This window comes from Kolteria novifilia (assembly GCA_007748055.1).
Lineage (GTDB): Bacteria > Planctomycetota > Planctomycetia > Kolteriales > Kolteriaceae > Kolteria > Kolteria novifilia.
Genome location: CP036279.1, coordinates 4,073,312 through 4,096,014 on the forward strand (window position 1 = coordinate 4,073,312; position 22,703 = coordinate 4,096,014).

At 61.6% G+C, this 22,703-nt stretch carries 16 protein-coding genes; 9 read left to right on the top strand and 7 right to left on the bottom strand.

The window, feature by feature from the left end:
• Positions 1–244 precede the first annotated feature (244 nt).
• The 3 genes from Pan216_RS14980 (at position 245) to hslU (ending at position 2,996) form a co-directional block, all read left to right on the top strand.
• Entirely contained in the window at positions 245–445 is a 201-nt protein-coding gene (locus tag Pan216_RS14980; RefSeq protein ID WP_145258913.1) for a cold-shock protein, read from the top strand.
• A gap of 572 nt (positions 446–1,017) precedes the next feature.
• On the top strand, positions 1,018–1,569 hold the full coding sequence (hslV, locus tag Pan216_RS14985; RefSeq protein ID WP_145258915.1) for an ATP-dependent protease subunit HslV: 552 nt from the start codon (positions 1,018–1,020) through the stop codon (positions 1,567–1,569).
• Entirely contained in the window at positions 1,557–2,996 is a 1,440-nt protein-coding gene (hslU, locus tag Pan216_RS14990) for an ATP-dependent protease ATPase subunit HslU (RefSeq protein WP_145258918.1), read from the top strand. Before hslV ends, hslU begins: the two co-directional genes overlap by 13 nt.
• A 545-nt stretch (positions 2,997–3,541) precedes the next feature.
• Here hslU and Pan216_RS14995 read toward each other — a convergent pair.
• From Pan216_RS14995 to Pan216_RS15005, 3 genes are all read right to left on the bottom strand, one after another.
• Positions 3,542–5,149: an MFS transporter gene (locus tag Pan216_RS14995; RefSeq protein ID WP_145258919.1), complete on the bottom strand. Its 1,608-nt coding sequence runs from the start codon at positions 5,147–5,149 to the stop codon at positions 3,542–3,544.
• Positions 5,150–5,382: 233 nt separating this feature from the next.
• The gene (locus tag Pan216_RS15000) at positions 5,383–6,747 is read right to left on the bottom strand and encodes an HlyD family secretion protein (protein WP_145258921.1); all 1,365 of its coding nucleotides are present in this window, start codon (positions 6,745–6,747) and stop codon (positions 5,383–5,385) included.
• Positions 6,731–8,434 (bottom strand): TolC family protein, encoded by a 1,704-nt coding sequence (locus Pan216_RS15005; protein ID WP_145258923.1) that lies wholly within the window; start codon positions 8,432–8,434, stop codon positions 6,731–6,733. The genes Pan216_RS15000 and Pan216_RS15005 overlap by 17 nt, the downstream gene beginning before the upstream one ends.
• 367 nt (positions 8,435–8,801) lie before the next feature.
• Here Pan216_RS15005 and Pan216_RS15010 point away from each other — a divergent pair, with 367 nt between their 5' ends.
• Entirely contained in the window at positions 8,802–9,356 is a 555-nt protein-coding gene (locus Pan216_RS15010) for a DinB family protein (RefSeq protein WP_419192551.1), read from the top strand.
• Between the two features lie 17 nt (positions 9,357–9,373).
• Here Pan216_RS15010 and Pan216_RS15015 read toward each other — a convergent pair whose 3' ends face one another.
• A complete protein-coding gene (locus Pan216_RS15015; protein ID WP_145258927.1) occupies positions 9,374–9,814 on the bottom strand; it encodes a hypothetical protein in 441 nt (146 codons plus the stop codon).
• A 277-nt stretch (positions 9,815–10,091) separates the two neighbouring features.
• On the opposite strand from Pan216_RS15015, the gene Pan216_RS15020 reads away from it, so the two are divergent.
• The gene (locus tag Pan216_RS15020; RefSeq protein ID WP_145258929.1) at positions 10,092–11,288 is read left to right on the top strand and encodes a DUF1444 domain-containing protein; all 1,197 of its coding nucleotides are present in this window, start codon (positions 10,092–10,094) and stop codon (positions 11,286–11,288) included.
• Positions 11,289–11,787: 499 nt separating this feature from the next.
• Here the strand turns inward: Pan216_RS15020 and Pan216_RS15025 are convergent, their stop codons facing one another.
• Together Pan216_RS15025 and Pan216_RS15030 are read right to left on the bottom strand one after the other, a co-directional pair.
• Positions 11,788–13,212: a porin gene (locus Pan216_RS15025; RefSeq protein ID WP_419192552.1), complete on the bottom strand. Its 1,425-nt coding sequence runs from the start codon at positions 13,210–13,212 to the stop codon at positions 11,788–11,790.
• A 215-nt stretch (positions 13,213–13,427) separates the two neighbouring features.
• The gene (locus tag Pan216_RS15030) at positions 13,428–14,090 is read right to left on the bottom strand and encodes a metal-dependent transcriptional regulator (protein ID WP_145258933.1); all 663 of its coding nucleotides are present in this window, start codon (positions 14,088–14,090) and stop codon (positions 13,428–13,430) included.
• A 318-nt stretch (positions 14,091–14,408) separates the two neighbouring features.
• On the opposite strand from Pan216_RS15030, the gene Pan216_RS15035 reads away from it, so the two are divergent.
• Together Pan216_RS15035 and Pan216_RS15040 are read left to right on the top strand one after the other, a co-directional pair.
• Positions 14,409–15,473 (top strand): transporter, encoded by a 1,065-nt coding sequence (locus Pan216_RS15035; RefSeq protein WP_145258935.1) that lies wholly within the window; start codon positions 14,409–14,411, stop codon positions 15,471–15,473.
• Positions 15,474–15,588: 115 nt separating this feature from the next.
• The gene (locus Pan216_RS15040; RefSeq protein WP_145258937.1) at positions 15,589–15,804 is read left to right on the top strand and encodes a hypothetical protein; all 216 of its coding nucleotides are present in this window, start codon (positions 15,589–15,591) and stop codon (positions 15,802–15,804) included.
• A 132-nt stretch (positions 15,805–15,936) separates the two neighbouring features.
• Here Pan216_RS15040 and Pan216_RS15045 read toward each other — a convergent pair whose 3' ends face one another.
• Entirely contained in the window at positions 15,937–16,719 is a 783-nt protein-coding gene (locus Pan216_RS15045) for a sugar phosphate isomerase/epimerase family protein (RefSeq protein WP_419192553.1), read from the bottom strand.
• A gap of 296 nt (positions 16,720–17,015) precedes the next feature.
• Between Pan216_RS15045 and Pan216_RS15050 the strand changes: the two genes are divergently transcribed.
• Positions 17,016–18,632 carry a hypothetical protein gene (locus Pan216_RS15050; protein ID WP_145258941.1) on the top strand — a complete coding sequence of 539 codons (1,617 nt, stop codon included), beginning with the start codon at positions 17,016–17,018 and terminating at the stop codon, positions 18,630–18,632.
• A 174-nt stretch (positions 18,633–18,806) separates the two neighbouring features.
• Positions 18,807–22,523 (top strand): preprotein translocase subunit SecA, encoded by a 3,717-nt coding sequence (gene secA, locus Pan216_RS28385; protein WP_473092134.1) that lies wholly within the window; start codon positions 18,807–18,809, stop codon positions 22,521–22,523.
• Positions 22,524–22,703: the final 180 nt, after the last annotated feature.

The following is a 22,703-nucleotide window of genomic DNA, read 5'->3' on the forward strand; positions in this document are numbered from 1 at the left end:
TGCTCTTTCCTGAACGCACGTTTACTGATATGGTAATAGCTGTCACAAATGTTGTGACAAGCAGAGACAGGATGCAGTCATCAACACATCGCGTTGTCCACTCCATCTAGCCCGTTTTCGATACAGAGAGCTGTTTTTAGCTATTCGCTCCACTTCTCCGTCGGCTTTATCTGCTTTGTCGTTGTTGTCCCGCACCCAATAGTTGTTGGGTGCGTGGAATGCGTTTTTTTACTGGAGAGCAGAAATGCCACAGGGAAAGATCAAGCGAATCGTCTCCGAGCGTGGTTTCGGATTCATCGCCACGGATTCTGAGAACGATCTCTTCTTCCATCACTCGGCCTTGCAAGAGGTCACGATTGAAGAGCTGACCGAAGGCACCCTCGTCGATTTCGAAATCGGCCGCGGCCCCAAGGGAGCCCGCGCCGAGGCCGTTCGCCGCGCCTAACAGTCCGATGATTTAAGCGGACCAAGGCGAGAACGAGCCATGTTGGCCAAGATCAAGGAGAACAAACGCAGGCGAATCCGTCGATTCGTCGAGTTTGTTCGACGCCGAGATTGGGCAAGAGGGCCGTTCGTCGTCGGCAGCGAGTCGATCAACGGGCTGCCAATCGAGTTGCAGGCGGGACGCGACGCGGACGGATTGTTTGCGTTGCGGCCTGCTGATGCCGGTTGCCCCTCAAGACCACGGTCGCGAGGGGCATGCTGACATCCCTTCCTCATCCCCTTCACCTGATCGATTCCCCGTTCGCGCCCCGTTGGCGGGTTCGACAATTCCCCCGCTCTCTCCCTTCCGCTTGCCCAACAACCAATCATCTCTCGTCGTCCGTGATGGCTCGACCAAGTTCGTGGCGAGCGTCTCCGCATCGACCGGAGTTTGGCGGGATCTCGCTGGACGTTGCCGACCATCCCCGCCGTGGCACGAATTGACGGTCCACGGGGAGCCGATATGACAATCATTTACGATTCATGTCCGCACGTCGCGCCACTACCGGTGGGAACGCTGCACAAGGGAGCGAGATGAAGTCGGAACAGTGGCGCAGCACGACCATCCTCGCGGTTCGCCACGGGGACAAGGTCGCCCTCGGCGGGGACGGCCAAGTCTCCTTGGGCCAGACCGTCGTCAAAGCCAACGCCAGCAAGATTCGCAAGCTCTTCGACGATCGAGTGCTCGTCGGGTTCGCGGGCGCGACCGCCGACGCGTTCGCTCTTCTGGAACGCTACGAAGCGAAGCTCGGCGACTTCCAGGGCAACGTCCCCCGCGCGGCGACCGAGTTGGCCAAGGAATGGCGCCTCGACCGGGCGCTGCGCCGGCTCGAGGCCATGATGTTGACCGTCGATGCCCAGAACGTCCTACTTCTCTCCGGCACCGGCGACGTCATCAGCCCCACCGACGGCATCATGGGAATCGGCAGCGGCGGTTCCTACGCCCTCGCCTCCGCCCGTGCCCTCGCGAAACACACCACGCTCTCGGCCGGCGAGATCGTCCGAGAGTCGCTGGGAATCGCCGCGGACATTTGCGTGTACACTAACTCGAACATCGCCGTGGAGGAACTCGATTGCAAGAGTTGACGCCCCGGGAGATTGTCGCCTCCCTCGATCGTTACATCGTCGGTCAAGCCGAAGCCAAGCGCGCGGTCGCGATCGCGGTGCGCAATCGCTGGCGCCGTCAGCGACTCTCCGAAGAGATGCGCAAAGAGGTCACCCCCAAGAACATCATCATGATCGGCCCCACCGGCGTGGGAAAGACCGAGATCGCCCGCCGCCTCGCGTCGCTCTGCGATGCGCCGTTCTGCAAGGTCGAAGCGACGAAGTACACCGAGGTCGGCTACCACGGCCGTGACGTCGAGAGCGTCATCCGCGATCTCGTCGAGGCGGCCTGGCGTCTGGTGCGCGAACAGGAACGTGTTCGCGTCGAAGAGGAGGCCAACCAGCGCGCCAACGACCGGTTGCTCGATCTTCTGTTGCCCAACACCGCCGACGAGTTCGACTCAGTGGGCCAAGAGGAAAGCGATCTCGAGGTGACCCTCGCCGATGAGTCCGATCCGGAGACGTTCGACGCCTACTCGAAGGTTCGTCAGGCGCGCTCCGAGGAACGGCGTCAACTCGCGGAAAAGCATCTGCGAACCCGAGACCGACTCCGCGCGAAGCTCGAAGCCGGCGACCTCGAGGACAGGCGTGTCACCTTGAAGGTCGACCAGAAGCAGGTCCCGGTGCAAATCTTCTCCGCCATGGGCATGGAGCAGATGGACGTCGACCTCCAGCACATGTTCGACCGCATCATGCCCCGGGAAGGCAAGAGTCGCGAGCTATCGGTCAAGGAAGCGCGCAAGGTTCTCGTCGAGCAGGAGATCGAAAACCTCATCGACCGGGAAGCGGTCGGGGAAAAGGCGATCGCGCTGGCCGAGGAATCGGGCGTCGTCTTCATCGACGAGATCGACAAGGTTTGCGGTCCCTCCTCCTCGTCCGGCAACCCCGACGTCTCTCGTCAAGGCGTCCAGCGCGACCTCTTGCCGATCGTGGAAGGGACCACCGTCCAAACCCGCTACGGCAACGTCCACACCGAACACATTCTCTTCATCGCCGCCGGCGCCTTTCACGTCAGCAAGCCGTCCGATCTCATGCCGGAACTACAGGGACGATTCCCGATCCGCGTGGAACTCAAGGATCTCGGCCAAGACGACTTCGCCCGCATCCTGCGCGAACCGAAGAACTCCATCACCAGACAGTACCGCGAGTTGTTGGCGACCGAGGGAATCGACGTCGAAATCCAAGAGAATGCAATCGATGCCCTGGCGGAGATCGCTCATCAGGTCAACAAACAGACGCAAAACATCGGCGCCCGACGGTTGCACACCATCATGGAACGCCTGCTCGAGGATCTGAGCTTCGACGCCCCGGAGATGAAGGAAGAGAAGGTCGTCGTCGACGCGGACTATGTTCGCGAGAAGCTCGACGCGATCAGCCAAGACGAGGACCTGAGCAAGTTCATCCTCTGAGAGCCCGCCGGTCTCTTCGCCTCCGGCAACCAAATGATCTCGGGTGCCATGCCCACGCTTGTCGTGGGCAGACTGGACACGCTTGTCGTGGGCGGACTGGACACGCTTGTCGTGGGCGGACTGGACACGCTTGTCGTGGGCGGACTGGACACGCTTGTCGTGGGCGGACTGGACACGCTTGTCGTGGGCGGACTGGACACGCTTGTGTTCTGTCCAGACCTGAGTTTCGGGTGCCACGGGCTGCTCGTCAGCCTGGGAGAACGAGTGGCGTCGCTGGCAACCCGATCTTGGGCATTCAACAGTGCCTAGTGTCCTGATTGCCAAGTTCACTACATGAAACCTCTTCCCACAATCGCGCGGAAACGCGCCGAATCACAGGCTTTTCCCACATGCCCACGGCGAGCATGGGCATGGCATCCAAGAGTCTCTTGGGCAATGAGTGAACCAATCAGGACGCTGGCGACTTGGAAAACTCCCGAACGAACAGAGAACGAAATCTCTTGTAACGAGCGTGTCAGGCGGGAGACCGATCGGAGATGGACCGATCAATGGGCGGGCATCGGCTTGTCCAGGCGTGCCTTGCGAAGAAGCTCGAGATACTTGACCTTCTGCTCGGGCAAGAGCGCCGCGAAGAACACCCCGACGAGCGGCACGAAGCCGACCACCCAGAAGAGCCACTGATAGCCCAGCGCCGCGGCATTCATCTTCAACCACGTTTTGAGAATGGCGACACTCGTCTCGTTGACGTTCGATGTCGTCGCGCCACGTGTCGCCACATGGTCCGCGACGCGTTCCTCGGTGATCTCGACGATGGGACGGTTCGGGATATCGTCGAGGGATAGCCGTTGCTGGTAGTAGTCGGTCGCCCGCTCGTGAAGAATGCGATTCGTTCCACTGACCAAGTCGATCGGAAGGACGTAGATCGTCATCCCGATGGCGACCGCCTTGAGCCCGACCTTGGGATTGAGACCCTCTTGGGCATAGGCGAGGATCGGCAAGACCGTCGAGCCGAGCGCAAGTCCCCATAGCCCCATCATCGCCGCGATCCAAAACTTGTCGGTGTAGAGATCGACGGTCGAGAACTGCCACGTCACCAGCGCCGTCGCGAACATTCCGAGCATGAGTCGACGACGACGCGAAAGTAGTTCGGGAAGGACCGTGGCGCTAAGGCCCATCGCGACGATCATCCCCAAGCCGCCCGGCCATAGGATCCAACCCGATGTCGTGCGGGGATAGCCGCGAAGGTCGACCATGTAGGTCGAGATCCCTCCCGCGACCGCGTAGAGCGACGCGATGAAACAGGACTTCGTGACCATCGCCAGCGCGAAGGAGCGAATCGGTGGAATCGCGCGAAAATCGAAAATCGGGTCGGGGTGAATCGTGCACCAGACCACGGTCGCGATCGCCAGCACCAGGAACGACGCCATCGCGATCGCGAAGTTGTTTGAGGACATATAGCCCCAGAGTTGGCTCCGGTCGAAGAGGACCAGGATCGCGACCACCGTGGCGATCCAGAGGACGTAGCCCACCCCATCGAAGTGAATCTTCGAGATGACTTTTGGACGATCGTTCCTCAGGAAGTAGAAGGTCATGATCAGGCCCAGAATGCCCAGCCAGACATCGTTGATGTGGATCCAGCGCCAGTTGGCCCAATCGACGACGTAGGCCGCGTAGAGTGGCGAGAGCAAGCGGCTGGAATAGCCAACGATGCCGTAGAAGGCGAAGGCGTAGAGCAGTTCGTCGGGAAAGTGGTTGTAGATCGTCGCGCGCAGGTTGGAGATGACCAGTCCGCGGCCAAACCCGGAGATGAACTTCGAGCAGGTCATCCACGTGACGCCTGGGGCGACGCTGTCGAGCGCCGACCCCAGGATGAAGAAAGTCAGGCCGATGGCATAGACATTGCGCATGCCGACAAGGCCGCGCAGGGTCGCGGTGAGGAAGATGCCCGCCATCATCCCGACGACGAAGGCTCCCGTGATCCACTGACCGGTATATTTGCCGGCGATCAGTGCATCCTCGGCGACGTTGAGGGTCACGTCGAAGACGGTACTTGTCTGAAAGACTGTAAAAATGACGGGCGTCGCGGCGATCGCCGCCCACCAGGGACGACGAAGCCCGAAGATCGTCTCGATATCCCTTCCTTGTCCCGCCATCCGACATCCTGTCCTGATCGGTCAATTCATTGTCTAAATGACTCTTGGTGACTCTTGGGTGCCATGCCCATGCAAGCGTGGGCATGGCACCGAGTCGTTTTTTGGCAATGATTTGATTGGTCACGACACTAGTGCACGGTCAAACGTCCAACTTCGGGTTGCCGGTGACACAACTCGTTCTCACTGGCTGACAAGCAGCCAGTGGCACCCGAACATCGGGTCCTGACGGGGCACTAGTCGACGATCCCTGTCCGGGTCTCCAGTCGCAGCTCTTCCTCGAAGACCTTCCGGGCCCACTCGGGATCGCCGGGCCCATGCTCGATCGACACCGTCACCGAGAGGCCCGGCTTAAGTTGGTTCCATCGCTCATCCCGCTCGATCCAAATGCGAATGGGAACCCGCTGAACGACCCAGGTAAACTCGCCCGAGGAGATGTCGCGTGGAACAAGCGAAAAGTTGGCGGCCGTCGCCGACCCGACCGTCACCACTCGTCCCTTGAAGGGCTCCCAAAAGGCTTCGACGTCCAATCGCACGTGGTTGCCCGGATGGACCCCCTCGAGTCGCGTCTCTTCCAGGTTGGCCACGACGAACAGCAAGTCGGGGACGAACATCGTGAAGATCGGCGCCCCCTTCTCCGCATAGTTCCCAAGGAATCGGTACTGCTTGGCGATCATCCCGTCGAAGGGGGCGACGATACGAGTGTAGCCGAGGTTGGTCTGGGCCAGTTCAAGCCGTCGGCGCGCGGCGTCGACCTCGCGCGAAAGGACTTCGACATTGCGCGACGCCTCCTCGATGCGAAGCGTTCCGAGCCGAGCGAGCTCGACGGTCTCTTTCGCGGCCGACACCCGATCCGCGGCGGCACTCTTGCGACCTTCGTCGATGGCGACCCGTTTGCGGGCGGCTTCGGCTTGAGCGAAGTTGGCCTCGGCGATCTGAAGCGAGGCCCTGGTCGTCTTGAACGTGCTCGTCGCCTCTTCCAAGCGGCGCAGCGCGACCGACTCCTGCTGGTAGAGGTTGGAGAACCGCACGTAGTCCTCTTCCGCCATCACGTGTCGCGCTGAGGCCGACTCGATCGCCGAACGCGCCGCGCTGATCTGCTCGGTGACGTCGCGCGTCGTCAGCTCAAGCCGCTCCCGCGCTTCGGTCAGGGTGACCTGGGCGACGCCCAGGTCGTTTTCGGCGATGGCGATCTCTCGCGGGACTTGCTTCTCCACCAGTTCGAGAGCGGTCTTCGCCTCCGCGAGCGACGCGATCGCGACCTCGAGTTCCGCCCGCGCTACCTCGACCTTCCGCTCGTAGGGACGCGGATCGATGCGGGCGAGCCATTGGCCCGACGTGACGACATCCTCCTCCTGCACGTTCATCACATCCAGATGCCCCGAGACCTCCATGGAGGAGACATTCACGAGATAAGTGCGCACGTACGCGTCGTACGTGATCGAGTGAGTCGACCGGTAGTAGATGAACCACCCAAGGACCGGCAGCGACGCGATCAGGATCACCGAACAGACGATGACAATGACGATGCCGTGGCGCGTCCATTTCTTCGGATCGACGTCGTGGTGGTCGTCGCCCTTGGGCTCAGCGGAGTCTGTCATCGCCTGTCTCCTGTCCCGATTCGTTCCTCGTCACTTGCTCGATCGGGCGCTGTCCCACGGGGAGGATGCTCGGCTCCTCCTCGACCCAGGGATCCCACGGACGATCGCTCCCCGCGCCGACCGAACCGGATGTGGGTTCGGTCCCGGCTTCGACCAAGAGAATCCGCCCCTGAGCGCCGGAGGTCGGCTCGCCGTTCTCACAGAACATACCGTTGGCCGCCAGCATGCTCGGGTCGATCCCCGTCGCGAAGACCAGGTGGGCGATCGCGGCATAGTGGTCGAACCGGGCGACGACCTCCTGCTGCTGCGAACGCGTCAACGCCGTCTCGGCGTCGACGATGTCGGTGGGAGTCGCGTCCCCCTGGGCGAACTTGTTGTCGACGACGCGAAGGTTCTCCGTGGCAAGACGGACGGCGCTCGACGCGAGGACGAGCCGCTGACGAGCATCGTCGATCCGGTGATAGCTTTCGTTCACCTCGAACCCGATCGCGTCGGCCATCTGCCGAGCCAGGGCCGCGACCCGTTCGATCTCCGCGCGCTGCTGTCTCAGACGGCCAGTGCGTCGGCCTCCCTCGTAGAATTTCCAGTCGAGGTTGATGCCACCGACGAGAATCTCCTCACTTTGAACGTTCTCCCCCGAGATGAGAAAGCCTTCCCCGGCGACGACGATCTTCGGCAGAAAGCGTGCCCGAATCGCCGCTTCCGTGTAGCCCGCGGCGCGAATCCCTTCGATCGCGACCCCGAGTTCGGGTCGATTGGCGACCGCCAGCTCGAGCGACTCCTTGAGCGTCCACGGCAGATCGACCAGCGACGCCGCCGGCACGATCGCGATCGACGTGCTGGCATTGACTCCCATCGACCGGTTGAGGCCGGCCAGAGCGATCTCCTTTTCCGTTTCGGCCCGAACCCGCTGCTGGAGCGATTCCGCGAGCGAAAGTTCCGCGCGAAGGACGCTCTCGCGATCGACGACCCCTTGCCCGAGCAGGTTGCTCGCGAGCTGAAGCTGGGCCCGCGCCCGTCGCACGGTGTTCTCCGCGACGATGAACAGCGCCTCGGACTGCACGAAGCGGAAATACGCCAGCGAGACATCAAAGATGACCGTCTGCTGGGCGCGCTTGTACCGGAGGCGGGCGATGTCGGTTTGCGTCAGCGATTCGCGGTAGCGGTTGATCGCTTCCCCGAACCGAAAGACGGTCCACTCAGCCCGGGCCTCGGCGAGCAAGAACGACGCGGATCCCGCACCACCAAAGTCGACCACCGTCGGCAGCGACGATCCGCTGACGCCCTGGAGTTCGGTCGCCGAGACGATCTCCCGCACCGTCCCTCCCGCCAACGGCAAGAAGGAGGAAAAGGTGATCTTCTCCCCCGCGAGAGTACGCTCGATGTCGGCGCGGGCGACTTGAAGCAGCGGGTTGAGCCTCAGCCCCGTCGCGATGGCCTCATCAAGGGTCAGCGGCTCTCCGGTGGGGAACTCGTCGACGGTCTCGACGGGCGCCGTGTCGGGAGTCGCTCCCTCCGTCGGCATCTCGACTGGCGTCGGCTCCTCGATCGTCTCACCGATTCCTTCGGGCGACAAGATCCTCGACGGCAAGCCGCCAACGAAGGTCTGGGGGGGGGAGAGGCATCCACCTGCGCAGACCGTCGCCAGCAAGACCGCTCCGAACCGAAGGACGAAGGGAGCGTTCATGTCAGCTCGTTTCGTTCGCTCCGGTTCACTCCACACAGTCAACGGCGTCCATTCCGCGGCCCCGACAACTCAGGCAAGAAGGGCAACCTCCATCGCAAGCTGCTACCCACGCGGATTGCCCATGCCACCCAGTCGGAGTTGTCCCTACAATCGGTCCTCTCTTTCATCGAACCAACATGTCCTTCCCGTTCACGAATTCGGGGCAGGAAACGGCGGCGACGAACGCTGTCCCGCAATCGGCGCGAGTCCGGGAAAGCCGGGAAAGCAGCGCCCCGGTTCCCACGGAGAGAACCTTTGAGGGCGACAGGCTGTCTCAGCGGGTATGTCACCGAAGAATGGATCCATCGAACGACGGAGGAGGAAACGAGTGAACGCTCTCGCGATCGTGAGACGACTGCACGAGCATCGGGCCTGGGTGAATGGGAAGCTTCTCACGGCGGCCGACACCCTCCCGATGAGCCGGCTCACCCAGCCCTTGGCGATCGGCCAAGGATCCCTCTGGAAGACGCTCGTGCATCTCTTCGCCGCCGAGTTCGTCTGGCTCGAAGCACTAGAGGGGAACCCCGATCCCTTGCTCCCTGGGGATGTGCGTGGCAAGCTCCCGGGCAATCAGGAGGGAGAAGGAGCCCTCGGCGACGTCGATGAACTTCGGCGTTCCTGGCTCGCGTTGGAGGATCGCTGGCGGGCCTATCTCGAGCGGTTGAGCGTCGAGGACTTGGAACGCGACGTCCTCAAGGTGAGCACCAGTTCGGGGAAGGGAAAGACGCACGTGACCCGTCGAGCCGACGTGCTCCTCCACGTCTGCACCCACGCGCAGTACACCACGGCTCAAGCCATCAACATGATGAGGCAACTCGGCGTTCACGAGCTTCCCGACGTGATGCTGATCTCCCTCGCCCGGCAACAAGGGGCGAGTGGCTGAATGTCTCGCGACCGGATTCAATCCTCAAGCACGAAGTTGTACGCGTCGGCATTGGCGCCATGCTCGGAAACCGTCACGGTGAGCGGGGTCTTCTCCGCATCGCCGTACTTCCTGGGGATCAACCAGGTGATCATCCGCTCGGGCTCTTCCGGCGTCGGTCCACCATCGGTGCTGGTGATGACGACGCGGTATTCGCCCGGAACGGCGCCGTCGCCGGCGGCGAAGCTCTGAACTTCGTAGGAACCGTCCATCTCCAAAACGCCCTGGGCCGGCCGAAAGGGCGACCCCGGACTCGGAGTGACCGGTTGGAACACAATCGATCCCATCATCACCGGTTTCCCCTGGTAGGTCACCGTCCCGGCGACGGGAACGGTCTTCGGCGTCTCCCTGCCCTGGCCGCATGCCGACAACGCCATCAGGGCGACGGCGACACAGCAGGCACACTTGGAACTCGGCACTCTCCCCATCACGTCTTCTACCTCCGCATCCCCCCGGACATGAATCACCAGCAAGACTTGCGTAACCATTGCAGTCGGCCAAGTCGCGAAGGTCAAAAACTATCCGAGAACTTCTCCCCAATCAAAGACTCCCCGAACGTTCGTCGACGTTCCATGGGATCGTGGCGCCGGCAAGCGCGGTTTCGAAAACGGATCGTTCGCGATACGATGACCGACATGCCGCGCGAGTCGCTGGACGACTCGTCTTCGGGAAAGAACACAGAGGGGATGGTTGTACTTGATGCTTGGAAACCCGACTCCCGACAAGTTCGCCGAGGCGATCATGGAAGCGCTCAAAGTCGCCGGAGACACGCGAACCCCGACCTACGACCCGGACGGTTTCCGCATCGACTTCTCCGACGGGACCCGAATCGGCCTGACCAACATCTACAGCCAGTTCGAGGACTTGGACAGCGACGGCCGCACGACATTGCTCGAAAACATCGTCAAGGTCGCCGTCCCCGGGAAGAGACAGGAACTCCCCGCCACGCTCGAGGAAGCACGCCCCTCGATCGTCCCGAAGCTTTGGTCGCGCGGGATGATGGAACGACTCTCCCTCGAACGCCGCGCCAAGGGAGAGACCGAACTCGACTCCCCATTGATCCCCGTGGGCGATCATCTCTACGCGTCGATCGCGTACGATCTGCCACATGCGATTCGATCGCTAAACATGGAGGATCTCGAAGCTTGGAATCTCACCATCTACGAGGCCCTCGAGATCGCGAGGGAGAACCTCGGCAGCGCCACCCACGCCTTCGCGAAGGCGGGCGACTCGCTCTATCTCTCGCTTGCCGGTGACGACTACGACGCTTGTCGACTCTTGCTGCCGCACGTGTTGCGTGACTTCGACGTGAAGGGAGATCCGATCGCCCTCGTGCCCGATCGCAGGAAACTCCTCGTCACCGGCTCGGAAGACGAGGAAGGCCTGGAATTGATGCTCGAGCTGTTGGACATCGAGGAGGAGGATGGTTGGCCGCTGAGCGACGTGCCGCTCCGTCTTGCCGACGACGATGTCTGGGAGGACTGGTTGCCGCCGGAGGGGCATCCCCTGCGCGAACGCTTCTCGCGGAAAAGGAAGGAGTTCGTCGCCTCGCTCTACGGCGAGCTTCGCGAACCCCTGCAAGAGCTTTGGGGCGAGCAGGCCTATGTCGCCTCGGTGATGCTCATTGAGGACAAGGAGACGGGGGAACGACGCACGGTGTCGACTTGGGGAAAAGGGCTCCGCACCCTCCTGCCCGAAACGGACGAGATCGCCCTGGTCACTCACGACGAGGGAGTCGTCCTCGACGTCCCCTTCGCGACACTTCGCGAACATCTTGGCGAGATGATCAAACCTGTCGATGTCTACCCGCGCCGGTACGAAGTCTCGGCGTTTCCCTCGCAAGCACAGATCGATCAAGTGCTCGCGGCGCTCAGCTACCATCGCTCGGAATGACAGGGACACTCGCCGGGTGCCCATGCTCACGCTTGCGTGGGCATGTTGAGAAGACTCACGCTTGCGTGGGCATGCTGAGAAGACTCACGCTTGTGTGGGCATGTTGAGAAGACCTCAATCTCAGAACAGTCTGGCCTTGGGGGCACACGAGGAAGGTCGACAGACGTGAGTGTCGGGCAATGGCCTGACCTATTGGTTGGTCTAAGTGTCAGGACTTCATGACCTCTCCTTGGGGAGAGGTCGGCGAGCGAAGCGAGACGGGTGAGGGAGATTCCGCCTCGGGAAATCATGGCTTGTTCGCGAATGGAAACCCCCTCACCCCTAACCCCTCTCCCACAGGGAGAGGGGAACCCTAAAGCCGGGTGCCATGCTCACGCTTGCGTGGGCATGTTGAAGAGACTCACGCTGGCGCTTGCATGCGGGAACCGCCTATCATTGGGTAATCCTCCGCACGATCTGAGGGCCGAGATTTCATGGCACGAACTCTCCAATCGGGATATTAGAAGAGAATCCAGACCTGGGCGCGAATGAGGGGACCGGTCGCTCCGGCTTGGTAACCGGTGCGGGCTTGCTGCGCCGGGGAGGTGTCGAGGGCGGTCGCGTCGAAGGTCACGCGCCAGTTCCTCGTTCCGCGAACGTACCAGTTCGCCCCGCCGGTCACCTGCGAACCGCTTCCGAAGTCGCCGGTCACGAAGGAACCAATCGCGTAGAGCTCGACCTTCGGAAGCACAAAGAGTCCGGTCTGGGCCATGAAACCCTGGTCGAAGAGGGATGAGACCGGAAGAGCGCCGTTGCCATCGATCTGCGTGAGCCAGCGTAAAAAATACTCGCCATCGAGGCTGAAGCCCCGGTACTTGAGTCCGGCGTGAAGCGAGCACAGCGCGATGTTGAAGCTGTTGACCGTCACCCCTGGCGCGAGGGCGCCCTCGGCCACGATCGGCGTGCCGTCGGAGAGTCGGATGACCGTCTGCTCCGGGCCGGGCTCGCCAAAAGGACCGGCGTCATTGGGGGCGTAGGTGAACGCCTCACCGACTCGGATCACCGGCCGCTGGTGTCGCTCGAGGTCCGAAAACCCAATTCCGAAGTCGCCGAGAGGCTCCCACCAGACCATCTCCGAGAAGAGCAGGCTGGTGTCGATTTCCGTTTCGGAGAGCGATCGGGTGTTGAATCCATCGCCGACCATCGCCCGGTAGCGCACGTTTCCGGGAAGTCGACCATCGGCCCAAACTCCGGCCGTGAAGGAGGGCCGAAAGAAGGTCGTCGCCATCGACCGCTCCGCCCCGAGCGTGTAGCGTGACGACTCCAGCCACTCCCAGGTACCGGGCACCTTGCCCAATCCGAAGCTCAGTCGAAGTGCGTCGCTGAAGCGGTAGCCAAACCAGGCAGTGAGGATCGAGATATTCTCGCCGGTGACGGTGTTGTAGTCGATGTTGATGTAGTAGCTGAGATCGGGGTCGATCGCGAACCCCGAGAAGACGATTCGGCCGCGATTGACGCCGAAGTCGTTGCGGTTTTCGATCGGAATGGGATCGCCGGCGGCGTTGATGTAGCCTGGTTGATCGCGGGCGAAGCCGGTGTAGCGGAATTGGTTGTGAAAGTTGAGCTTCAGTTCGAAGGGCGTGCGCGACTTGTCGATCGGCCGTAGAAGGAACCCGTCGTCGTAGTCGACCGTGAGCTTGGAGGAGATCGGATAGCAACTCGCCGAGGGAACGACGACCTCGCCACTCTCGACCCACTGCGTTGGCGGCTCTTCGCCGGGAAGATGCTCCACGACGGACTCATCGGCGATGACTACGATGGCTTGCGGTGAGGCAGACGTCTTCTTGGAGGGCGCGACGACGGCCGGCTGCTGAGCCAACCCGAACGACGAAAGGGAGAGGATCCCCAGAACAGCCAGCAGTGGGACGCGCAAGGCGAACCACACCGTCCGCTTCGCAATACAATTCGTCGAGCGTGCTGGGCGTCGCATGGGCTCGGTCCAAAGAGTGCGCCCACTCCCCATCGCGAAGGCAGGCCGGAGGGATATTCTGGACCCTCCGTTGGTCTCTCCATCGGCGGATAAGCTGGGAAGACTTTAGCGGACGCTCCGATTGTTTCGGATCTGACGGGGTGGAGGGAAAGGGTTGTCGGACGTTCCGACTAGCTTACTTTCCGGACGAGCAGCTTGTCGGCGGCGAGACGACCGAGGGAGACGTGGCGATCGCCTGTCCGAACGATCAGCGCTCCAGCCGAGGGGTGGTTCTCGACGATCTCCGCTTCCACACCAATCTCGAGCCCCGACTCACTCAAGTAGCGGAGAAAGTCGGGCGACTGATCGAGCACGCGGTCGAGGATGAATCCGTTGCCCGCGGAAAGTTCCGCCATCGGCGTGCTCTCGGGCTTCTTGAGTCGTCCATCGGCCGTTGGGATGGGGTCGCCGTGCGGATCGCGCTCGGGAAAACCGAGATACTCGTCGATCCGGTCGACCAGTCGATCGGACACGGCATGTTCGAGATGTTCGGCCTCCTCGTGGACCTCGTCCCAGCTCAGATCGAGCACGTTGACGAGAAATGATTCGACGAGTCGGTGGCGACGAAGAATCCGCAGCGCCAGCAGATCCCCCTTCTCGGTCAAGCGAACGCCCTCGTAAGCTTGGTATTCCGCCAACTCGGTGTCCGCGAGCGTGCGCAGCATGCTCGTGACGCTGCCTGGGGAGATCCCGAGGCGCTTGGCCAACTCCCCCGTGGTGGCCGGCTTCCCTCTCTCCGAGGCACAGATCTGATAGATCGCCTTGACGTAATTCTCGACCGTGAGTGTCGGCATGCCCTACTCTCGTTCCCCCCAAATCCGTTCGGACGCGTTGGCACAGGAAGTATCTTAAGGGGAAGCGCCAAGGAAGCACGTCCGATCCACCATCCCCCCTTCCCGTTCGCTCCTTTATCCAAGCCGTGGGGAGTCCCACGAATCGACAAATTTTCCCAAGAAAGCGACGTTTTGAGCAACCAAAACGTCGATAGCATTCACCAAACAGGAAACGTTGCCCACGGCGGCGACCTGGAAGCCCTCGTTGAAGGCCGACCGTCGCGACAAGCACCGTGGGCAACCTTTCCTCGGTTCCGAATGGTCGAGGATTGAGAAACAATGCCAGCCTATCGTCGCAGCTTGTTCGCCCTGACGCTCTTGAGCGCGTTGACCTCGTCCCTCAAGGCGGAATCTCCTCGAATAACCTCTATCTCCGACGTCGCGTTCTCTTCCTCGGGGGAGTCCCTCGGCGCGTCGCCGTGCCTCGAGGAAACCGCGGCGGGGTGCTGCTCGACGTGCAAGCCTCTCGGCAGAGGCCTCTTCGCTCCCGAACCCCATGGAGCGAGAACCCTCTTCCGTTGGAACGTCGAAGGTGACGAGGAGACGGAGCCCTTCTGCCCCTTCAATGAGCCGCTCGTCGGAGATCGCCCGGACTTCACCGAAGCCAGTTCGACCGTCGGCAAAGGTGTCCTCCAGATCGAGTCAGGCTACACCTACGTCTACGACAGCGAGGCAGGAGTCGTGAGTCAAAGTCACGTCTACCCGGAGATCCTCGTCCGACTCGGCATGATCGCCAACTGGTTCGAGTTCCGCTTCGGCTACACCTACACCAACATCACCGAGGATGAGCCGGGAGCCTTCACGTCGCTCAACGGATCGGAGGATATCTATCTCGGCGCGAAATTGATGCTGACCGAGCAACGTGGACTTCTCCCCGAGATGACGATCCTTCCCCAGATGACCATTCCGACCGGTAGCCCGAGTCTGACCAACAAGCAGGTCCTTCCCGGCGTCAACTGGCTCTACAGTTGGGCGGTCAACGACCTTGTCGCGGTCGCGGGGAGCACGCAGATCAACCGATCGTTCCAGGACGCGTTCACGTTCTTCGATCCCGGTAGCGGCGGTCTCGGTCCGATCAACGTCGATCCCGAGTACCACACCGAGTTCGCCCAATCGGCAACCGCGGGCTTCTCGCTGATCGAGGACAAACTGGGAGCGTTCACCGAGTGGTTCGCCCTGGTTCCCGTTGCCGCCAACGGTGGCGAACGAACCCAGCACTACTTCGACGGCGGCTTCACCTACCTGGTGAACAACAATCTTCAGTTTGACATTCGGGTGGGAGTCGGGCTCAATGAAGCCTCGGACGACTTCTTCACGGGAACGGGTGCGATTGCCCGCTTCTAGAAGTCCTAAAGACAAGGCGACGGGATCGGGTGGGGTTGGCGGCGAGTTGATCAAGTCGCGGACGCGCCGCCCGCGTCGCAACCAGTGAACCGGCAAGCATCAAGGAACCGGCGCCATGAAGGACCAACGCCTATACCTCGATCGCGCGGGATGGGAAGTAAGCGTCAATCCCGGACCTTCGTCGATCAACTGTTTTCACACGTGTGATGGCGACTACTACGGACGAATCCTCCCTGGGGAAGTTCACGTCCACAAGGACAACCAGGACTTCTGCGTCAATTGTGCGATCGAGAATGGGATCTTGACGACCGAACGTCCCACGCTTCCGTAGCAACGCTCGATGACGCTGGTCCATCTGAACCCTCGGGGGCCACTGGCCGCTGGTCAGCCAGTGCCAACGGGTTGGGGCCACACCAACAGTAACCTCAAGTTGGGCCAACGCACTAGCAGCCGCCCCGAGGTATTACGCCGCCAAGCGATCACGGAACGCGGCGAGATTTCGCTTCGCGGCTTCGATGGGAGAGGCCGAGGCGGGCGTCTCAAGGACGATCGGACCATCGTACTTGATCTCGATGAGCCCGTTAATCACCGCCTCGAGATTGACGTCCCCCTCGCCGAGAGCGACCGATTCGCCGCTGTGAAGGCGGTCCTTCAAGTGAACGTGGGCGACACGGTGTCCCAACTCTCGCAGTTCCTCGCGAGGATCGCGCCCGAGCGGGCCCCCATTTCCAGGATCGTGGCAAATGCCAAGATGTTCCGATTGATAGCGATCGATGAGTGCGACGAGCCGGGAGGTCGGCATGGTCGTCTTTAGGGCGACGGTGACGCCATCCAGGGCCGTCGTCGCTAGCAAATTCTCGAGCACCTCTTGCAAGACCCCGTGTTCCTTATCCCCGACGACTTCACTGGCGCCGAACAACGGAACGATGACGGTCGGAATCGCGTGCGACTTGGCTCGCTCGACAAGGGTCTTGAGGGCCACGACCGCCGGTTGACGATGGTGCGTGTCGAGATGAACGAGGTTCTCCCTCAGGAAGTGGGTGGCATAAATCCCGGAAACCGCCATGTCGGTCGACGTCGAGAGTTCGCGCAGTTCGTTGGGCCGATCCAGGTCGAAGAGAATCCGCTGGGGATCTCCCACGACATCCACCGCGAGGTCGATGCACCGGAATCCCAGTCCTTGCGCCATGTAGAAACAGGCCTCTTCCTTCAGACGCAGCAGGTAGTCGACAATTCCAACTTGCATTCGGCCCATCCTCCGTCTCGGCCAAGGCGATCACCGCGACGCGCGCATTCACCCCGGACCGACGCCGCAAGGCCATAGTCGATCGGTAAATGCGGATCAAGACGAGTGCCCGTTTCGGTCGACGGATCTCAGCAGCTTCTCATCCGCCCGTGATCCAAACACCCCAAATGTCCGTACTGGACAATGAAAACGCGAGGTGATGCCGCAAGCCCTCAGGCTTTGACGGGGACCTTTGCACGCCGACTCGTCGGCGAAATTGCATTTCGGAGCGGCAACACGTGGGCTACGATAGGGACATGTGGAAACCTCGAATCTTGCCGAACTCGAGCGCCGTGACCGTCTTCACCTTCGCGAGCCTGCTGTTTCTCATCCCACCAACAGCCGCGAGTGGACAAGACCGCGGTTCTCACGAGCCGATTTACCCCAAGGACCGCGTCTTTAGTCTGAAGGACATCCGCTCCGCGATCATGATGCGATCGCTGGCGTCCGATCAGCAACGCATCGAGGGCTTGAGCAGGATGCTCCGCAAGCTCGCCGACAAGTTCCCAGGACTCGCCGACAAGCTGGCGACCAACGGCATGTCCGGGCTCGACGCCAACACCCGGCAGCGCATCGAATCAATTGCGAGGGAATCGGGGATTCTCGACCAACTCCGCAACAACCCGAGCATGCAGTCGACCTTGCTTGAAATGGCGAAGCGGCAGGGATTCGGTTCGCTCAATGGGGAAAACCCTTTCGGCGGTCTCGGTCAAAAACTCGGGCAAAATCCAGATGCCGGCGCCAACCTTCGCAACCTGCTGAAAAAATCGCTGGGCCAAGACGAAGTGCCAAGAGCCAACGAGTCGAACCGACTCTCCCAATTGCTCGAGAGCATCGCTCCCAGCGAGAAGACGGGAAACCGGGGCACTGACGCTCGCTCAGCGACGCGAGAGACTTCGCGGCCGCAACGGCCAAGGAGGCTTCCCAAGGGACTCGATGCCTCGGCGTCCGAATGGATGCTCGATTTCGCCCGCGACCTGAAACGATCGGGAACGACGATCGCCCAGTCATCGGCCCTCGAGCGAGCGATCGAGGACCTAGAAATGATCCAATCGGGCCAGCAGGGATTGTCGGTCGACCATCTCATCCCCGACTCGGTCCAAGATTCGGCCCTTCGCGCCTTTGCGAACAACGCCGATTGGCTGGGTGACGCGATGGTCGGCTCGAGCGATTGGCTCCCCAAGGCGGGCAAGGTCGCAGCTTCGTCCATGCCCGATCTCTCGTGGATGCCACGAGTTAGGCTCCCCAAGACGCCAAAGGGGCTCTTTCCGCGCTTCTCGATCCCCAAAATCAGCCTGCCGGAACCACCCAGTCTCGAGTTCGGGCTACCTTCACTTCCAAGCGCCCCTTCAGGAGGAGCGATTTTTCACGGAATCGCATACGTCATCATCGCTCTCGGCGTCCTCGCCGGCGCCGTTTGGCTCTTTCGCCACCCAGTGGGTTGGCGTCCCGGCGGCCTGCATGGAACCAAGCTTTTCTCCCGCAGGAACGCGAAATCGCCACGTGAGAAGGTTCGGGCGATCTTTGAATCGGCAGCGATCGACCAACTTGGCGACGACGTCCGCTCCCAGCACCACCACCAGATCACAACCTCCTTCAACAAGAGGCTTTACAACGAGACAGATCTTAGGGAGGACGCGAGCGGCTCCGTGGAGCCACCGGTGCCGGCGACCAGTCCCGCGTCAAATTTGGCGAGTTTGTACGAAAAAGCGCGCTATAGCCCCCCAAACGAGCCCTTTGGGGAGAAAGAAGTTGAGAAAGCGGTCCAGAATTGGGAGATTCTGGCGAATTTCCGCAACCCGCAACTCCCCGCGAGCAACGGTCGCAGCCCCTCACGAGCCGACACGAACGCCTCCGAGCCCCCGATAACCTGAATTGACCCCTATCTTGGCCCCCAGTAAGATTTAGCGGATTTCCCGGTTTTGATGGCCGAGAATCAGTTATGTCGTGGGTCGGTCGACCAATACCGTCGAGTTCTTCCCTCTTCCGCGGCAAGGAAGAGGCTCGACGCTCGCCGTTCCCGCACCAGACTAAGGACTCTCGTTGCGATGGATTGGCAGGCGCTTTTGGATCGCGTCGTGGATGGATGTGGCGCTGCGATGGAGGGCGTCAATCGCGGATTGATTGCCCTCTTCGGCAACAGCAATGAGCGCGAAATCCGCAAGCTCCAGACACGCATCGAGGCGATCAACGCTCTCGAATCCCAGATGACGGAGCTGAGCGACTCCGAACTCAAGGAGCAGACCCAGAAGTTCCGCCGTCGGTTCGCGGAGGGGGAGTCGCTCGACGAGCTGCTGGTGGAAGCCTTCGCCGCCTGCCGGGAATCCGGTCGCCGCTTCATGGGTATGCGCCACTACGACGTCCAGTTGGTCGGCGGTATGGTTCTGCACTCGGGCCGCATCGCGGAAATGGTCACCGGTGAAGGCAAGACGCTCGTCGCCACCCTCCCCGCGTACCTGAACTCCATCTCGGGCATGGGCGTCCACTGCGTCACCGTCAACGACTACCTCGCCCGCCGCGACGCCGAGTGGATGTCGCCCCTCTACAACGGGTTGGGACTCGAGGTCGGAGCGATCCAGTCCGACATGGCGCCCCACGAACGCCGCGCCCAGTACGCCGCGGACATTACCTACGGCACCAACAACGAGTTCGGTTTCGACTACCTTCGCGACAACATGAAGCCGACCAGGGAGATGCAGGCCCAGGGAACGCTCAACTTCGCGATCATCGACGAAGTCGACAGTATCTTGATCGACGAGGCGCGGACGCCGCTGATCATCTCCGGCCCGGCCATCGACGACCCGCAGAAGTACGCCAAGGCCAACCGCGTCGCCCTCTCGCTCAAGCGGGACTCCCACTTCGAGGTCAACGAGAAGGAGCATACCTGCCATCTCACCGATCAGGGCATCCTGGAGGCGGAACGCCAAGTCGGAGTCGAGAGCTTCTACACCGCCGGCAACATGGAATGGCCGCACCTGATCGACAACGCCCTCAAGGCCCACAACCTCTACCGCCGCGACAAAGAGTACGTGGTCCAAAACGGCGCCATCGTCATCGTCGACGAACACACCGGCCGCAAGATGGAAGGCAGGCAGTGGAGCGACGGCCTGCATCAAGCGGTCGAAGCCAAGGAAGGCGTCAAGATCAAGGAAGAGACCCAGACGCTCGCCACGATCACCTTCCAGAACTTCTTCAAGCTCTACAACAAGATCGCCGGCATGACCGGGACGGCGATGACCGAGGCCAACGAGTTCTACAAGATCTACAAGCTCGACGTCGTCGCGATCCCGACCAATCGCGAGCTGTGTCGCCTCAATCATCCCGACGTCATCTACTGCACACAGAAGGAGAAGTGGAAAGCGGTCGTCGAGGAGACCCGCCACGTTCACGGGACCGGGCGTCCCATCCTCATCGGTACCACCAGCGTCGAAAAGTCCGAGTTCCTCAGCGAGTTGTTCCGCCGGAACGGCATCAAGCACGAGGTTCTCAACGCCAAGTATGTCGAACGGGAAGCCGACATCGTCGCCCAAGCCGGTCGGCGCGGTGCCGTCACGATCGCCACCAACATGGCTGGTCGTGGTACCGACATCATCCTCGGCGGCAATGCCGAGGCGATGGCGTGGTCGGAGCTCAAAAGCGAGTACCCGACGCGGCTGGAAGTCCCTCCAGACGTCTGGGAAGCGGCGGTCGCGCCGATGGCCGGCCCCATGAAGAAAGAGGGCGAGGAGCTCAAGCAAACGATTCCGACGCTCGAACTCGCCAAGGCCGCGAAGGTTCCCGAGCCGGAGAAGCTGGCCACGATCGTCGACGAGGCGAGCGATCGCGAACGCGAGGACCCGTCGCGTCTGGCCAGCAAGCACCACATCAAGGACATCGAATCGCTACAGAAGGTGATCGAAGCCAAGGAGGCCGCCACGCCGGGCGGCTTGCACATCATCGGCACCGAGCGACACGAGTCACGCCGCATCGACAACCAGCTTCGCGGTCGTTCCGGTCGCCAAGGCGATCCGGGCTCGAGCCGATTCTTCCTCTCCCTGGAAGACGACTTGATGCGGATCTTCGCGGGCGACTGGGTTCGCGCGATCCTGCAGCGGATGGGCATGCAGGAAGGCGAGGCGATCGAAAGCGCGATGGTCAGCCGCCGTATCGCCGGCGCTCAGCGCAAAGTCGAAGAGCGCAACTTCGAGGCTCGAAAGAACCTGCTCGAATACGACGAGATCATGGACCATCAGCGCAAGCGGGTCTACACGTTCCGTCAGGACATCCTCGACGGGGCCAACTGCAAGGAGTTGGCCCTTGAGATGATCAACCATCGCATCGACGAGGCGGTGGAGCGCTACCTCGATCCGAAACTCGGAGCCGAGGGCTTCGCGGCTTGGGCGGGAGCTCGCTTGGGGACGGAGTTCGATGCCCGCGAGTTCGAACGCACCGAGTTCGAAGACGCCGAACGGACCGCCAAGGATCTCTCGCGACATCAAGCCGAATCGACGATCATCGACAAGGTTGACGAGAACCTCGATCTCGACGTCGAAGAGAAGGAATGGAACTGGGAAGCGCTCGCCAACTGGGCCAACAGCGTCTGGAACTTGAAGCTCAAACCATACGACCTTCGCCGTGCCGGTCGTGACGATGCCAGTCAGATTATCTTCGATCACGCCGAGAAGTCGATCGATTCGGTCAACTTGGAAGCGGGCCGGCAGTTCTTCGAGGAAGACTTCGGCATCACCAATTTGTGCGTCTGGACCAAGCAGAAGTTTGGGATCGACGTCACCGTCGAGGAATTGACCTCTTCCGACGATCTCCCCGAACCCGAACGGGTCGCGTCGCTGTTGAAGCTGCGTGCCGGAGAGGTTTACGCGGACAAGGAGATCGTCTTCCCGGTCCATTGCGGTATGGCCCGTTTCATGGCCGACAAAGCGACCAACGCCGAGTCTCGCTACGATCGGGAAGGCTTGATCAACTGGGCGAAGAGCCGATTCCGCGCCGAGCTGGATGCCGAGGAATTTCGGAACCTGCCGCGTCAGAAGATCCAAGAGAGACTCATTGAGGCGAGCCGGGCCTTCTTCCGCGACGGCGCCTTCCACGAGGAGATCGAGCGACGACTCGCCGAAGCGTATTCGGACGGACTCGACGTCGAAGTCCCCGCCGGGAGTCTCGGCCACCTTTCCACGTGGTCCGAGAGTCAGTTCGGAAAGCCACTGGAACTGCACACGACGCTCGTCAAAGCCGACGACGTTCGGGCTCAACTACTCGACGCCGCCGAGAACCGGTACCGCCCCGAGATCCGGGAGATGGAACGGGTCCTGCTCTTGCAGTTCCTGGACACCGGATGGAAAGACCACCTCTACGCGATGGACCACCTCAAGGCGGGCATCGGGTTGGTCGGCTACGCTCAAGTCGACCCCAAGGTCGAGTACAAGCGGCGTGGCCGAATGCTCTTCGAGGAGATGTGGAACACCTACGAGGATAAAGTCACCGACTTGGTCTTCCGCCTCGAGGAGGCCGACAGCGGGTTCGTCGCCAACGTTTGGAACATCACCAACGCCCAGCACGCCTCGACAGGTGGGTTGCCCGAACAGGCTCCCGAGACCGACATCCAGAAACAACAGAACGCCGCGATCGAGTCGAGCCAAGATCAGGGCAAGCCGGAGCCGATCCGCAATCGCGGCAAGCGAGTCGGCCGCAACGATCCCTGTCCCTGTGGCAGCGGCAAGAAGTACAAGAACTGCTGCATGGGCGGCGGCCGGCAGGGCCAGGTCGCGTAGTCGCTCCGGTCCAACGGAATCGTCGGGTGCCTCTGGCTTCTTGTCAGCCAGCGCCAAGGGGTTGGGGCTACGCCAACGCAACTTTCGAGTTGGGACCGAGCACTCGTTCAACAACATGGCCACCTTGGCGTGAGCATGACATCCGACGAAGTCCAACGAAGACGTCGGCGGCGGTCCTTC